The sequence below is a fragment of the Terrabacter lapilli genome, from assembly GCF_039531305.1.
Taxonomy (GTDB): domain Bacteria; phylum Actinomycetota; class Actinomycetes; order Actinomycetales; family Dermatophilaceae; genus Terrabacter; species Terrabacter lapilli.
This window is the reverse complement of record NZ_BAAAPU010000003.1, coordinates 90,564-104,447: the sequence shown is the minus strand read 5'-3', so window position 1 is coordinate 104,447 and position 13,884 is coordinate 90,564. Positions and strand designations below refer to the sequence as shown.

Annotated in this window: 15 protein-coding genes; 6 read left to right on the top strand and 9 right to left on the bottom strand. The window is 72.2% G+C overall.

Annotation, left to right across the window (positions count from 1 at the left end; genetic code table 11):
• Entirely contained in the window at window positions 1-1,137 is a 1,137-nt protein-coding gene (locus tag ABD241_RS01860; protein WP_344057872.1) for a YlbL family protein, read from the bottom strand.
• A complete protein-coding gene (locus ABD241_RS01855; RefSeq protein ID WP_344057870.1) occupies window positions 1,134-1,601 on the bottom strand; it encodes a molybdenum cofactor biosynthesis protein MoaE in 468 nt (155 codons plus the stop codon). The genes ABD241_RS01860 and ABD241_RS01855 overlap by 4 nt, the downstream gene beginning before the upstream one ends.
• Window positions 1,602-1,807: 206 nt before the next feature.
• On the opposite strand from ABD241_RS01855, the gene ABD241_RS01850 reads away from it, so the two are divergent.
• The 3 genes from ABD241_RS01850 (at window position 1,808) to ABD241_RS01840 (ending at window position 5,518) form a co-directional block, all read left to right on the top strand.
• Window positions 1,808-3,646, top strand: a complete 1,839-nt coding sequence (locus tag ABD241_RS01850) for a zinc-dependent metalloprotease (protein WP_344057868.1) — start codon at window positions 1,808-1,810, stop codon at window positions 3,644-3,646.
• The gene (locus ABD241_RS01845) at window positions 3,643-4,266 is read left to right on the top strand and encodes an NUDIX hydrolase (protein WP_344057866.1); all 624 of its coding nucleotides are present in this window, start codon (window positions 3,643-3,645) and stop codon (window positions 4,264-4,266) included. The genes ABD241_RS01850 and ABD241_RS01845 overlap by 4 nt, the downstream gene beginning before the upstream one ends.
• 106 nt (window positions 4,267-4,372) lie before the next feature.
• Complete coding sequence (locus ABD241_RS01840) at window positions 4,373-5,518, top strand: AI-2E family transporter (RefSeq protein ID WP_344057864.1); 1,146 nt, start codon at window positions 4,373-4,375, stop codon at window positions 5,516-5,518.
• 119 nt (window positions 5,519-5,637) lie between these two features.
• On the opposite strand, the gene ABD241_RS01835 is transcribed toward ABD241_RS01840, so the two are convergent.
• Window positions 5,638-6,189, bottom strand: a complete 552-nt coding sequence (locus tag ABD241_RS01835; protein WP_344057862.1) for a M48 family metallopeptidase — start codon at window positions 6,187-6,189, stop codon at window positions 5,638-5,640.
• 189 nt (window positions 6,190-6,378) lie between these two features.
• Here ABD241_RS01835 and ABD241_RS01830 point away from each other — a divergent pair, with 189 nt between their 5' ends.
• From ABD241_RS01830 to ABD241_RS01820, 3 genes are all read left to right on the top strand, one after another.
• The gene (locus ABD241_RS01830; protein ID WP_020143053.1) at window positions 6,379-6,540 is read left to right on the top strand and encodes a DUF5679 domain-containing protein; all 162 of its coding nucleotides are present in this window, start codon (window positions 6,379-6,381) and stop codon (window positions 6,538-6,540) included.
• Between the two features lie 298 nt (window positions 6,541-6,838).
• Window positions 6,839-7,777 carry a hypothetical protein gene (locus tag ABD241_RS01825; RefSeq protein WP_344057860.1) on the top strand — a complete coding sequence of 313 codons (939 nt, stop codon included), beginning with the start codon at window positions 6,839-6,841 and terminating at the stop codon, window positions 7,775-7,777.
• Window positions 7,778-7,960: 183 nt separating this feature from the next.
• The gene (locus tag ABD241_RS01820) at window positions 7,961-9,289 is read left to right on the top strand and encodes an ABC1 kinase family protein (protein ID WP_344057858.1); all 1,329 of its coding nucleotides are present in this window, start codon (window positions 7,961-7,963) and stop codon (window positions 9,287-9,289) included.
• Between the two features lie 31 nt (window positions 9,290-9,320).
• Here ABD241_RS01820 and ABD241_RS01815 read toward each other — a convergent pair whose 3' ends face one another.
• The 6 genes from ABD241_RS01815 to ppk2 all read right to left on the bottom strand — a co-directional run bounded on the left by ABD241_RS01815 (window position 9,321) and on the right by ppk2 (window position 13,858).
• Entirely contained in the window at window positions 9,321-9,530 is a 210-nt protein-coding gene (locus tag ABD241_RS01815) for a hypothetical protein (RefSeq protein WP_344057856.1), read from the bottom strand.
• A 162-nt stretch (window positions 9,531-9,692) separates the two neighbouring features.
• A complete protein-coding gene (locus tag ABD241_RS01810; RefSeq protein ID WP_344057854.1) occupies window positions 9,693-9,827 on the bottom strand; it encodes a hypothetical protein in 135 nt (44 codons plus the stop codon).
• Between the two features lie 72 nt (window positions 9,828-9,899).
• Window positions 9,900-10,187, bottom strand: coding sequence for a WhiB family transcriptional regulator (locus tag ABD241_RS01805; protein WP_142184720.1), 288 nt, complete (start codon window positions 10,185-10,187; stop codon window positions 9,900-9,902).
• Window positions 10,188-10,472: 285 nt separating this feature from the next.
• Window positions 10,473-10,763, bottom strand: a complete 291-nt coding sequence (locus tag ABD241_RS01800) for a hypothetical protein (RefSeq protein WP_344057851.1) — start codon at window positions 10,761-10,763, stop codon at window positions 10,473-10,475.
• Window positions 10,764-10,874: 111 nt separating this feature from the next.
• Window positions 10,875-13,013, bottom strand: coding sequence for an ATP-dependent DNA helicase UvrD2 (locus tag ABD241_RS01795; protein ID WP_344057849.1), 2,139 nt, complete (start codon window positions 13,011-13,013; stop codon window positions 10,875-10,877).
• Window positions 13,014-13,018: 5 nt separating this feature from the next.
• Window positions 13,019-13,858, bottom strand: a complete 840-nt coding sequence (gene ppk2, locus ABD241_RS01790) for a polyphosphate kinase 2 (protein WP_344057847.1) — start codon at window positions 13,856-13,858, stop codon at window positions 13,019-13,021.
• Window positions 13,859-13,884: the final 26 nt, after the last annotated feature.

Sequence of the window (13,884 nt, the reverse complement as noted above, 5' to 3'; positions counted from 1 at the left end):
TCAGCAGTGCGGCAGCGAGCCGGTCTGGCCCTTGGCGATGCCTTCGACGGCGGTGCGGGCCTCGGCGAACGTGCCGACCTTGACGACGGTGAGCCCGTCGGGCACGTGCCCGACGACCTCGTCGCAGTTGCGGGCCGGCGCCAGGAAGTACTGCGCGCCGTCGGCCCGGGCCCCCGCCAGCTTCTGGCGGATCCCGCCGATGGGGCCCACGTTGCCGGCGTCGTCGATCGTGCCGGTGCCGGCGATCTGGTTGCCCCCGGCCAGGGCCCCGGGAGTGAGCTTGTCGTAGATCCCGAGCGAGAACATCAGCCCGGCCGACGGGCCGCCGATGGCGCCTGCGTCGATCGTGACCTTGGCCGGGAAGTCGTGGGTGAGCCCGAGGATGACCCCGAGCGCGGTGCGGCCACCCTGCCCGGTGATCGTCGGGACCTGCACCGTGCGCTCCTTGCCCTGACGGGTGACCGTGACGGTGACCGGCTGGCCAGGCTTGGTCCGTTGCAGCACGTCGCGCACCTGCTGCGTGTCGGTGACGTTCTCGTCACCGATGCGCTGGAGCCGGTCACCCACCGCGAGCAGCCCCTTGGCCTTGGAGCCGTCGGTGATGCCGGCGATGGCCACGTGCGTGGGCACCTTCTTGCCGAGCGCCCGCAGGGCGACGGCGGTCGCCTCCTCCTGGGAGCCCTCCATCTGGATGGCGTTCTCCTCGGCGACCTGCTCCTTGGTGACCTGGGGGTCGAAGACCTCGTCGACCGGCAGGACCTCGCGGGCCGGGTCGATCCACGCCCGCAGCACGTCCCAGACGTCCACCGGGTAGCCCGGACCGCCCTCGACGCGGACCGTGGTGAACCGGAGGGCGCCGTCGGTCGGGTAGGTCGGAAGGCCGGAGACCGAGATGATCGGCTTGCCGCCGTCTCCCGACGCGCCGAGGGTGTTCTCGGTCGGCCCTGGGCTCATGACGGCATACGGCAGGTGCACGAGCGAGCCGACGACGACGACCACGAGGAAGGCGAAGAAGACCGCGAGCACGATCTTGTTGCCCCGCGTGAGCCGGCCGCGGCCGCCCTCGTCGGGCACCTGGGCGCGCGAGGGCGACTCGGTGCCGGCAGGCTGCTCCGGCACCCGCTTGATCGTCCTCACGGAAGGCCGACCCACTCGTCGGCGCCGTCAGCGAACCTCTGGTGCTTCCAGATCGGGATGGTGGCCTTGAACTCGTCGATCAGCTCACGGCAGACGTCGAAGGCCTCACCGCGGTGCTCGGCACTGACGCCCACGACGACGGCGACGTCACCGACCTCGAGGTGTCCGACACGGTGGACGACGGCGATCCGGACCGACCGGCCGTCTGACGCCAGCCGCTCGGCCAGCGCCCGGGCGGACTCGGCGGCCTGCGGGTGCGCGGAGTAGTCGAGCGCCGCGACGGGCTTGCCGTGCCCGCCGTCCTGACCGTCCTGACCACCCTGGCTGGTGGCGTGCGGGCCGTCGTGGTCACGTACGGTGCCGACGAAGAGGCACACCCCTCCGGCTCGCGGGGAGGAGACGCTGGAGAGCACCTCGTCGACCGACAGAGGCGTCTCGCGGATCTCGGCAAGGGTGACCGTCACGTCGGCAATCGTATGCCGCGGCGCCGGCGCCCGCGTGCGGTCGCCGTGGGCCCGGGGTGGCCCGGCTCCGGCGCGGCTCGGGCCGGGCTGGGTCACGGGGAACCAACGGGCGTCATCCATGGTTGTCTTGTGTAGGGCCACATGGCCGACACAGAGCGTGGACACCAGAGCTTCGACACCAGAGTTTCGAGTGGGGATGAGCAGGCATGGCCGACGACCGTGGACGCGGTGACGAGACGCACGGCGAGCGCGACGACGAGCCCGGCGACGAGCCCGGCGCGGGACAGGGCGACGAGCGCGGGCACGACGATGCAGCAGGGCCCTCGGATGCAGGGCAGGAGCCCGGCGAGTCCCCCTTCGGGCTGCCCCTGAACCGGCCCGGTTCGGGGTCTCCCGGCAGCGGGAGGGGTCCGGCAGGGTTCGGCGCCGGAACCGGCGGGTTCGGCGGCGCCGGCGGTGGTTTCGGCGGTGGCGGCGGCTTCCCGGGCCTGCCCGACCTCGGCGGCATGGACCCGTCCGACCTGGGCGCGATGCTCGAGCGGGTGCTCGGCGAGGCCGCCGACAACCCCGAGCTGGCCGAGGCGATGAAGAGCATGGGGGTCGACCCCCGCGACCCGGCCACGCAGGCGGCGATGCGGGCGCAGCTCGGCACCTTCATGGCGGCGCAGCAGTCCCCCACCGGCTCCCGTGACCTCGCCACCGACGTCGCCCGGCGCCACGTCATGGCCGTGGAGGGCAACGACGTCCACGACGAGGCAGCCGCACGCGCCGTGGCCGATGCCGTCGCCGTGGCCACGCTGTGGCTGGACGAGCAGACCACCCTGGCGTCCCCGGCCTGGCGCGCGACCGGCCTGAGCCGCGCCGAGTGGGTCGAGGCGACCATGCCTCGCTGGTTCGAGCTGATCGAGCCGGTGTCCGACGGGGTGACGGCGGCCACCTCCGACGCCATGCGCAAGCAGGTCGGTGAGCTCGGACCGGAGGCGTTCGGTGAGGCGCTGCCCGAAGGCCTCCCGGAGGGCTTCGACCCTCGGGAGATGGTGGAGCAGTGGGCGCCGATGCTCGGCAACCTGAGCCGCCAGATGTTCTCGGCCCAGCTGGGTCAGGCCGTCGGCACCCTCGCCACCGAGGTCGTGACGGGCACCGAGGTCGGCCTGCCGCTCACCGAGCCCGGCGTCGTGGCCCTGCTGCCCGGCAACGTCTCCCAGCTCGCCGACTCCCTCGAGATCGACGTCGCCCAGGTGCGCCTCTACCTCGCGGTGCGCGAGGCGGCACGCGTGCGGCTCTTCGCCGAGGTGCCGTGGCTCGGTCCGCAGCTGCTCTCGGCCGTCTCCGACTACGCGCGCAACATCACCATCGACACCGAGGCCATCGAGTCGGCGCTGTCGACGATCGACCCCTCCGACCCGGAGGCACTCCGGTCCGCCCTGCAGGGCAACCTGTTCCGGCCCCAGCCGACCCCGGCGCAGCGCGCGGCCCTCGACCGCCTGGAGACGCTCCTCGCCCTCGCCGAGGGCTGGGTCGACCACGTCACCGACCGCACGACGGCGCGCCACCTGCCCCAGTCCGCCGCCCTGGCCGAGACGATCCGACGCCGCCGGGTCGGCGGCGCCGCCCAGAAGACGTTCGCCGGGCTCGTCGGCCTGGAGCTGCGCCCGCGCCGCCTGCGCGATGCCGCGAACCTCTGGGCGGCGCTCGAGAGCGCCGGAGGCGCGGAGCTGCGCGACGGCCGGTGGGCACACCCCGATCTCGCGCCCACGTCGGCCGACCTCGACGACGTCATCGGCTTCGTCGAGCGGGCCACCGGCGAGAGCGGCACGAGGACGCTCGGCGAGGGCTCCCCGGCCGAGTCGGCCGAGGGCCTCGGCGATGGGCTCGGCGAGGGCCTCGGCGCAGACCTCGACTCGGTGCTGAAGGGCATCCTCGAGGAGGCCGACCGAGAGCGCGGCGGCACCTCCAGCAGCGACTCCGGCGACTCCGGCGACTCCGGCGACGAGGACGGCGGCGGACAGCACGGCGCCGGCGGCGACGCAGGCCCGACCCGGTGACGGGGCCGTCGAGCCCCGCTGCCGACCTGTCCTCCACCGACGGCCGGGACGGCGACGCCTGGCGCCGGCTGCACGCCGATGCCGTGGCGCGGCTGCAGTCGTGGGCTGCGCCGGACGAGCGGCAGGAGCAGCTGCGCATCGAGTTCCTCGAGCACCTGCGTCGGCACCCGGATGCCCTCAGCAAGGGCGGCCCGCCGGCACACCTGACGGGCAGCGTGATCGTGCTCGACCAGTCGGTCAGCTCGGCGTTGCTCACGTTGCACCGCAAGGCGCGTCAGTGGTTCCAGTTCGGCGGCCACTTCGAGCCCGGTGACGCCACCGTCTGGCACGCGGCGACCCGTGAGGCGCGCGAGGAGTCCGGGATCGCGGAGGTGACCGCACTGCCCGAGATCGTCCAGCTCGACCGTCATGTCCTCGTCGGCGACTTCGGCACGTGCCGTGAGCACCTCGACATCCGCTTCGCCGCGGTGACGCCGCGCAGTGCCGAGGGTGCGGTCAGCTCCGAGTCGATCGACGTGCGCTGGTGGCACGTGGACGCCCTGCCGGAGGGCACGAGGGACGATCTGCGTCCACTCGTCGACGCGGCGCGTGCGCTGTTGCCTGCGCACTCCACCGACTGAACGCAGGCCCGAGGGGGTCGGAGGCCCCGCCCTCCATGCGCTGCTGAGTGCCGTGGACCAGGGCACGCTCTGCTTGGCCGCGCCACGATACGGGTACTGGCTTGCCGTGCAAGAGCATCCCGTCCCGTACCGCACCATCTGGGCCACCATCGGCATGGTGGTGCTCGCCGGCCTCGCCCTGCTCCTCGTCTACGACGTACGCCGGGTGCTCGTCTGGATCGTCGTCGCACTGTTCTTCGCGGTGGCGCTCTATCCGGTCGTCAACTTCCTGGAACGCCGTTACCCCAGGCTTCCGCGGTCGGTGGACACACTGCTCGTGTTCCTCGCGGTGTTCCTCGTCCTCGCCGGCCTGGCTGCCATCTTCGCGGTCCCCCTGGCGCGGGAGGCCAACGACCTGGCAGGCCAGCTGCCCCAGCTGATCGCCGACGCCCGAGCCGGCCGTGGTCCGGTCGGAGAGCTGCTCCAGCGGACCAACGCGCTCGAGTGGGTGCAGCAGAACCAAGCCCGGATCAGCGAGTACGGCCGCAGCCTCGCCACCCCGGCGCTGGGCCTTGCCAAGGCCGCCGCCACCACCGTCGCGGCCGTCGTCACCATCTTCGTCCTGGCCTACCTCATGGTCCTGGAGGGCCCCAGGGCGGTCGACGGGGCGCTCGGGCTGGTCGGCGACGAGCGGCGGGCCGCACGAGTCCGGAGCGTCGGGCACGACTGCGCGAAGACCGTCACCGGCTACCTGTCCGGGAACCTGCTCATCAGCGTCATCTGCGGGGTGCTGACGTACATCGTGCTCAAGGTGCTCGGGGTCCCGTTCGCGGGACTCATCGCACTCTTCGTCGCGATCGTGGACCTCATCCCGCTCGTCGGCGCGACCCTGGGCGCCGTCGTCGCCATCGCTGCCGGCTTCGTGCACTCGGTCACCGCCGGCATCGTCCTGGTCATCTTCTTCGTGCTCTACCAGCAGCTCGAGAACCACCTGCTCCAGCCGGTCATCCTCTCCCGCACCGTCAAGCTCAACCCCTTGACGGTGCTGGTCTCGATCCTCCTGGCCGTGGAGCTGGCCGGGATCCTCGGCGCCCTGCTGGCGATTCCCGTGGCCGGGATCATCCAGACGGTCGCCCGCGACGTATGGGACCACCGGAAGGGACGGCTCAAGCAGACACCGACCGTCGGTGAGGACCGACGACCTGCAGGCGCGGACGCGCAGCAGACGGTCGGGCTCCAGCCCGATGCGGGCTCCGCGACCGACGCCGACTGACGCGCCGGCGGATCCGTCGCCGCACCGCCCGACGTCGTTGCGCGAGAGAGGCTTTCACGCCCGAAGAGGCCACGCGGCATACGCGGGCGTATGCCGGGTGGGCGGTACTCCGGCAGCGCTCACTCGTCGCTGAGGTCGAGTCCCGCTGTGGCAGAGACGCCCTGGAGGTAGCCGCGGGCTCGCTCGAGACGCGAGTAGCCACGCAGCAGAGCCCAGAACTCGGGGCCGTGACCCGGCTGGAGCAGGTGCGCCAGCTCGTGCAGCAAGACGTAGTCGACGACCCAGCTCGGCATGCCACGGAGCTTGTCGGACAGGCGGATCGAGCCCTCGGCGGGGGTGCACGAACCCCAGCGCGACCTCTGGTTGGACACCCACCGGACGCTCGAGGGCACGGCCCGCCCGTCGAGGTACTCGCGGGACAGGGCGAGCGCACGCTGCGCGAGGTCGCCGTCGGTGCGCTGGCGTCGCTGCTCGGACGCGGCCACGCGGGCGACCATGGTGCGCACCCACTCCCCCTCCTCGGCCCTGCTCATCCGCGCCGGGACGAGCACGACGAGGCGCCCCTCCTGACGGTAGGCCGAGACCGTGCGACGTCGCTTGGGGCTGCGGCGGACCTCGACGGTCACCCCGTCGACCACCGTGTGCACCACCTCGCGCCCCGTCGTCGTCATGAGGGCAGGGTAGGGCAGCCCGGTGACAGCGGCCCCGAAGACCGGCCGGAGACGTCCTGCCTGCGGCTCCTTAGCGCACCGGCCACGGGCGCGCCAAGCGGGGATGAGCATGATTTCGTGCTCAGCGTGCCTTAGGGTTGAACGAGTCGAGGCGCCCGTCGGATGGGTGCCGTCTACAAGGAGACACCAATGGCTGACGAGACCTACAAGGGCGAGTTCTACTGCGTGAAGTGCAAGGAGAAGCGCGAGGCCGAGGGCAAGGTTGTCGTTTCCGACAACGGTCGCCGCATGGCCAAGGGACAGTGCCCCGTCTGTGGCACCAACCTGAACCGCATTCTGGGCAAGGCCTGACCAGGTCGCGGCGGCGTCGCTGAACGCCGCAGTCGAGGGGGCGGGACCACACGGTCCCGCCCCCTCGCGCATGCCCGGGCGCCTTCGCCACCCGTCCCGGTGCCGTGGACGGCGGCCGCTGTGGACGGCGGCCGCTGTGGACGACGGCCGCTGTGGACGACGGCCGCGCGGGCAGGGCTGCGGCTGCCAGCCTGACGACCCGAGGGTGGCGCTGCAGGCGGTGCCACCGGGTCTGGAGGTCCCGATGTCCGCTGCTGCCGTCCCGCCCCATCCACGCGTCCCGGTATGGCTGCGGCCCTTGACGCGACGACGCGGTGAGGTCCAGTTCGGTGTGCTGCCAGGCGGTCCCGTCGTCACCGGGATCACCGACACGGAGGCCACCCTCCTCGCGCGGCTCGACGGGTCCCTCCCCCTGACCTCCACCGACCGGTTGGCGGCCGAGGCAGGAGTGCCGCCCCGGCGGTGGCGTGCACTGCTCGATCTGACGACACGGCTGGGAGTCCTCGCCGACCGCGACGCCGACGTCTGCGGCCGCTTCCGCATGCCGGGACGGGTGGTGGTCGACGGGTCCGGCGACGTCGCCGCCCGCATCGCCGAGGCGCTGACCCGGGACGGCCTCACGGTCGCGCACGGACGCGCCGCCGTCGACCGGGCTGTCGCCGCTCCCGCTCATCCGCGCCCCGACCTCGTCGTGATCCTCGGGTCGCCGCTCGTGGACCCCCGCCGGGGCGACCTCTGGCTGCGACACGGCGTCCCCCATCTGCCGGTCACCCCCGCTGCCCCGCGAACCACCATCGGTCCTCTCATCGACGGCTCCGCGACCGTGCCGTGCCTGTGGTGCCTCGACAGGCACCGCGCCGACCGCGACGACGCCTGGCCCGTCGTCATCAGCCAGGCCGCGCCGGCTCCGGCCCTCGTGCCACCCCTCGCTCCCGACGGCCTCCACGACCCCCTCCCTCCGGGCCTGGCCCACATCGTCGTCGGCAGCGTGGCGTTGTTCGTCTTCGGCCTGCTCCAAGGCCACTCACCCCCGGCCGGCGTCTCGGTGGAGGTGAGCCTCCCCTGGCCGAGGATGGACCACCGGCGCTGGCCGACCCACCCCCTGTGCCCCGACCACCAAGCGGCCGGCGACCGGGCCGGCGCCCCTCCCGCCACGCTCCCCGGGCACCCGCACCTCGATGACGGGGCACCGGACGAGCAGGCCCCGGGTGAGCAGGCCCTGGCTCGCGGCGCCTGACCCGCGGCGCCCGGAACGCGGCGGGACACTCCACCACAAGGCTGGACAGGCTGCCGGTCGCACGTCGGGTCTCCGGTAGACATAGAGTCGTGGGTGGGCCGCACCCCGGCGCGACCCTCCGTCCGCGGGTGGTGAACGGCCACGGGCCCGCACGAGAGACCGACACTCCCGAGGAGGTGCGTCGTGACCGACCTGCCACGCAAGGCCGTCGTGCGGTCGGCGAAGCTCGCGTCGGTGCCGCTCGGCTTCGCGGGCCGCACCGCACTCGGCCTCGGCAAGCGCCTCGGCGGCCGCCCTGCCGAGCTCGTCGCCGCCGAGCTGCAGGCTCGCACCGCCCAGCAGCTCTTCCAGGTGCTCGGGGAGCTCAAGGGCGGGGCCATGAAGTTCGGCCAGGCCCTCTCCATCTTCGAGGCCGCCCTGCCCGAGGACCTCGCGGTCCACTACCGTGCGCTCCTGACCAAGCTCCAGGACAGCGCGCCGCCGATGCCCACGAGCTCGGTCCACGGCGTGCTCCGCACCAACTTCGGGACCCGCTGGCGCGGCCGGTTCGAGTCGTTCGACGACGAACCGGTCGCCTCGGCGTCCATCGGCCAGGTGCACCGCGCCGTCTGGAAGGACGGGCGCGACGTCGCCGTCAAGATCCAGTACCCCGGGGCCGGGGCAGCCCTGATGAGCGACATCCGCCAGATCAGCCGCGTCGCCAAGATGACCGGCGGCTGGGTCCCCGGCATCGATCTCGGCCCCATCCTCGAGGAGCTTCGCGACCGGATGGCCGAGGAGCTCGACTACCGCCTCGAGGCCGAGTCGCAGGCGGCGTTCGCCACGGCGTTCGAGGACGACCCCGACTTCGCCATTCCCCACGTCGTCGAGGCCCGCGAGCACGTCATCGTCTCCGAGTGGCAGGACGGCCTGCCGCTGTCGCGCATCATCGCCGAGGGCACGCAGGAGCAGCGCGACACCGCGTCCCGGCTCTACCTGCGTTTCCTGCTGGCCGGGCCGGCCCGAGCCGGCCTGCTCCACGCCGACCCGCATCCGGGCAACTTCCGCATCACCCCCGACGGGCGGCTCGGGGTCATCGACTTCGGTGCGGTCAACCGCCTCCCCGACGGCATGCCCCCGGAGATCGGCGAGCTGCTGACCGTGGGCCTGGGCGGCAGCGCCGAGGACGTTCTCGACGGCCTGCGCGAGATCGGCTTCGTCAAGGAGAACATCGACCTCGACGCCCATCGGCTGCTCGACTACCTCGAGCCCTTCATGGCGCCCTTCCGCAGCGACACCTTCACCTTCAGCCGGGACTGGCTCCGAGGTGTCTTCGCCCACATCAACGACCCCCGCCAGCCCAACTACGCCGTCGCCTTCAAGCTCAACCTGCCGCGCGAGTACCTCCTCATCCACCGCGTCTGGGGTGGGGGCATCGGCGTCCTCAGCCAGCTCGGCGGCACCGTCCAGGGCCGGGCCATCGTCGACGAGCTGCTTCCCGGGGCCGACCTGCCGCCCGTGGGCGACGGCTGACGCCGCGGCTCGGCACCGGTTCGCCGGACGCTCACCACCAGGCGGGGTCGAGCTTGCCCTCGATCGCGCGGACGTTCTCGCGACTGCAGCTCTCGCACGTCCACGTGGTGCGCCCACGGTCGATGCCGCGGCTCCACGTCAGCAGCGCCGTGCCACGCTCGGCGGCTGGAGGGACCGCTCCGCACACGCAACAGACGAGCGGCTCGTCGCTCGTCGGGCCGTCTGTCCTGCTCTCGTCCACAGGTCCTCCCTGGTCTCGGTCCGAGTATGCGTCAGGCTGCGGACCGCCGGAAGGGTCGTGTCGAACCCTTCGAGACATGAGGAACCGCGGGTGACGTGCGCGTCACCCGCGGCTCGCTCACTCGATTCAGTTGTCCTGCAACGCGCCTCGTGGCGCGGTCGTTCACTTCTGGCTGTGGCGTCGACCGGCGCGGATCTCCTGCGCGATCAGCCGGGCGCTGCGACGAATGCCGCCGCGGTCCTGGCGCTGACTGCGCTGGTTGATCCGGTCGCGAGCCAGCATCTCGAGCTGGTTCATGACGATCTCCTGATCTGTGAAAAGGCTTGTGCTGTGGTGTTGTCGGTGTCGTGCTCATGCGTGGTCAAGGGCTCACGCCGCCACGGGGTGCTTGCGCGGACGGCCACGGGGCCGCTTCCGGGCCACGACGGCGCCCTGGACGAGCAGCTGCCCGCCCCACACGCCCCAGGGCTCCTGGCGCTCGAGGGCGCCCGCGAGGCACTGGACGCGCGCCGGGCAGAGCCCGCAGAGCGTCTTGGCGAACTCGACGTCCTCGGGGCGCTCGGCGAACCAGAGCTCCGCGTCGTAGTCGCGGCAGGGAATGGTCTCGCCGACCTGCTCGGCCTGGTTGCTCAGGTCCAGTAGCTCACTCAGCTGCATCGTTCTCACCTCCGTCTCCTGGGCGGCCATGGGCTGCCCCTGCTCACTCGTGTCTGGTCTGGTCCGAAGACCGGCACCCGTGGCGCCTGTCTCGGTCCTGCTGCTCGGCATCCGGGGAGTCATCTGTGTCCCTGATCTGTCGGGCACCCGGTCGGGTGCTTCCTGTGCGGTGTCGGTTACTGCGATGGAGCGGCATTCGGCCGGCGAGAAAGGCCGGGGAAAACACGAAGGCCGCGGACCCGGTGATGTCGGGTTCGCGGCCTGGAGGTGAGGCTTCGGGTCTTGTCAGACCGGTGGCCTCCCAGAGCGGGAGCGAACGACATCGGGGGTCTTGTAGGTGGGGGCGAAGCCGAGGCGGTCGACCGAGACGTCTCCCTGGATCGGGGAACGGAGGTCGGCGACGGAGGCGCCCAGGACGGCGGCGACGGACACACTCGTCCCCTGGACCGAAGCGTCGATGGCCGCGAGGCGGACCTGGCCGGCGGTCGGCCGCAGACGCACGGAAAGGACGCAGGAGACTGCGTTCATCGTCATCGTGGTGTTGTCCATCAGGCCGACCTCCTCACTGGTGCTCATGGGTCCCAAGCCGGCCACCTAGACCGCTGGGCTTGACTTCGACAAGGTTACGCGTGCGCTGCGCGCCCGAACAACTGATTTATCGAACTTTCTGTAACTTCTTTTCGCCGGCTAACCAATGTCCGCGGATTCGGTTGCGGCAGAACGGTTTTCGAGAAGCTCTTGCGGGTCGGCGCCACGCAGGATGGCCAGGATGTCGCTGCCGTACTGCTCGAGCTTGCGCACCCCGACCCCGCTGATGCCCGAGAGCGCCCGCTCGTCGGCGGGGTTGTGCTCCGCGATGGCCGTCAGCGTCGCATCGGTGAAGACGACGTATGCCGGCACGCTCGCCTCGCGCGCGACCGCGAGCCGCCAGGTGCGCAGCCTCTCGAACGTCGCCTCGTCGTAGGTGGGAGGGCAGTCGTCGCAGCGGCCGGTCTTGCGCTGGGCGGCGGAGACCAGCTCGGCGCCGCAGCCGCGGCAGTGCGCGAGCCGGGCCACCTTGGGCGCCGTCCGCTTGGAGCCGCCGGTGCGGGCCTCGGTGCGGGCCCCCTGCCCGAGGATGTCGGCGGCCGGGGCGAGGAATCGCGAGACACGACGGGTGGCGCGGGCTCCCGGTGTACGGGCGCCGGACCAGGAGAGGAAGAGCTGGCGTCGCGCCCGTGTCAGCCCGACGTAGAGCAGCCGACGCTCCTCCTCGATGGCGTCGGGGCCCTCGGCCATCGAGATCGGCATGAGCCCGTCGGAGGCGCCGACGAGGAACACGGTGTCCCACTCCAGACCCTTGGCCGCGTGCAGGCTCGCCAGGGTCACTCCCTGCACCGCGGGTGCGTGCTGCTCGGCGGCGCGCCGGTCGAGCTCGGCCACGAGCTCGGGCAGCCGCGCCTCGGGCGCCGCGACGGCGATGTCGTCGGCCAGCGTCGCGAGGGCGCTGAGCGACTCCCACCGCTCGCGGGTGGCCCCTCCACCTGCCGGGGGCTCGTGTGACCAGCCGGCCCCGGTGATGACGTCCCGGGTGATCTCGCCCAGCGGCTTCTCGCCGTCGTCGCTGCGCGCTGCCCCGCGCAGCAGGAGGATGGCGTCTCGCACCTCCTTGCGGGCGAAGAACCGCTCGCCACCGCGCACGAGGTAGGGCACGCCGGCGTCGGTGAGGGCCGACTCGAACGCCTCGGACTGTGCGTTGGTGCGGAAGAGGATCGCGATCTCCGCGGCCGGGTGGCCGCCGTCGACGAGAGCCCGGATGCGCTCGGCCACCGCCGCCGCCTCGGCCGGGTCGTCGGGATGGCTCACCAGCTCGGGCACGGGCCCGGGCTCGCCCTGCGCGAGGAGGCGCACGGCCCCGTCGCGCGCAGCCTGGGTGCCGGAGGCGACGATCGTGTTGGCGAGGCTCACGATCTGCGGCGTGGAGCGGTAGTTGCGCACGAGCCGGACCACGTGGGCGCCCGGGAACCGCTTGGGGAAGCCGACGAGGTGCCGGGGGCTGGCGCCCGTGAAGGAGTAGATCGTCTGGGCGGGGTCGCCCACCACCGTGAGGTCCTGGCGCTCGCCGAGCCACAGGTCGAGGAGCCGCTGCTGCAGGTCGTTGACGTCCTGGTACTCGTCGACGACGAACTGGCGGTACTGGCCGCGCACGGTGCGGGCGATGTCCTCCCGCTCGTCGAGGATGCCGACGGTCAGCAGCAGGACGTCCTCGAAGTCGATGACCCCGCGGCGCTGCTTGACGTCCTCGTAGGCCTCGAAGAGCCGCGCCATGGCGGTGAGGTCCAGGCCCGGCGGCTCACGGCGCTGCTCGCGGGCGCGGGCGGCATACGACTGCGGCGTCAGCAGGTTGACCTTCGCCCACTCGACCTCGGCGGCGAGGTCACGCACGGTGGTGCGGTCGAACTGCATCCGCAGGCGGCTCGCCGCCTCGGCGACGGCCGCAGCCTTGTGGCTCATCACCTCGGGCGCGGCGCCGCCGATGGCCTGCGGCCAGAAGAAGTGGAGCTGGCGCAGGGCGGCCGCGTGGAACGTGCGCGCCTGCACGCCCTGCACGCCGAGTCCGCGCAGCCGCGAGCGCATCTCCCCCGCGGCTCGCGCGGTGAAGGTCAGCGCGAGCACCCGCTGCGGCTGTTGCGCCCCGGAGTGGACGGCATACGCGATGCGGTGGGTGATGGCGCGGGTCTTGCCGGTGCCTGCACCCGCGAGGATGCACAGCGGGCCCGGCGGGGCCAAGGCGACCTCGCGCTGCTCGGGGTCGAGCCCGTCGAGGATCTGGTCGGCGGACGGCACTGCACTCAGGAGTGATCACCCTTCGAGGTGGCCAGCAGGGTTGCGGCATGGTCGGGCACGTAGTTCTGCTCGTGCTGCGGCGGGCGCTCGTAGCCGCGGGGGGCCGGGCGGTCGGGGACCGGCGGCACCTCCGGGGTCATCGGCTCGTGCGGGATGGAGGTCAGCAGGTGGTGCATGACGTTGATGCGAGAGCGCCGCTTGTCCTCGGACTCGACGACGTGCCACGGCGCCCACTCGGTGCTCGTGGCCGCCATCATGACGTCCTTGGCCTCGGAGTAGTCCTCCCAGCGGGTGATCGACTCGAGGTCCATCGGCGAGAGCTTCCACTGTCGCATCGGGTCCTTGGCGCGCGACCGGAAGCGGCGCTCCTGCTCGACGTCGGACACGCTGAACCAGTACTTGCGCAGGATGATGCCCTCGTCGACGAGCATCCGCTCGAGGACCGGGGCCTGCTCGAGGAAGAGGTGGTACTGCTCGTCGGTGCAGAACCCCATGACCCGCTCGACGCCGGCCCGGTTGTACCAGGACCGGTCGAAGAGCACGATCTCGCCGGCCGCCGGCAGGTGCGCGATGTAGCGCTGGGAGTACCACTGGGTGCGCTCGCGGCCGGTCGGCGCGGGCAGCGCCGCGATGCGGGCGATGCGGGGGTTGAGGTACTCGGTGATGCGCTTGATCGCCGAGCCCTTGCCGGCGGCGTCGCGGCCCTCGAAGAGGACGACGACGCGCTGCCCGGTGGTGCGCACCCACTCCTGGAAGGCCACGAGCTCGGCCTGCAGACGCCGCACCTCGGCCTCATAGACCTCGAGGTCCATCTTCCGAGGTCGTTTTGCACCGTGCGGGGCCATGGACTCATCCTTGCACCGAGGTGCGA

Coding starts and splice junctions, on each gene's coding strand:
- ABD241_RS01850 (WP_344057868.1), top strand. CDS start 1,808: ATGGCCGACGACCGTGGACGCGGTGACGAGACGCACGGCGAGCGCGAC.
- ABD241_RS01835 (WP_344057862.1), bottom strand. CDS start 6,189: ATGACGACGACGGGGCGCGAGGTGGTGCACACGGTGGTCGACGGGGTG.
- ABD241_RS01830 (WP_020143053.1), top strand. CDS start 6,379: ATGGCTGACGAGACCTACAAGGGCGAGTTCTACTGCGTGAAGTGCAAG.
- ABD241_RS01810 (WP_344057854.1), bottom strand. CDS start 9,827: ATGAACCAGCTCGAGATGCTGGCTCGCGACCGGATCAACCAGCGCAGT.
- ABD241_RS01805 (WP_142184720.1), bottom strand. CDS start 10,187: ATGCAGCTGAGTGAGCTACTGGACCTGAGCAACCAGGCCGAGCAGGTC.
- ABD241_RS01800 (WP_344057851.1), bottom strand. CDS start 10,763: ATGAGCACCAGTGAGGAGGTCGGCCTGATGGACAACACCACGATGACG.
- ppk2 (WP_344057847.1), bottom strand. CDS start 13,858: ATGGCCCCGCACGGTGCAAAACGACCTCGGAAGATGGACCTCGAGGTC.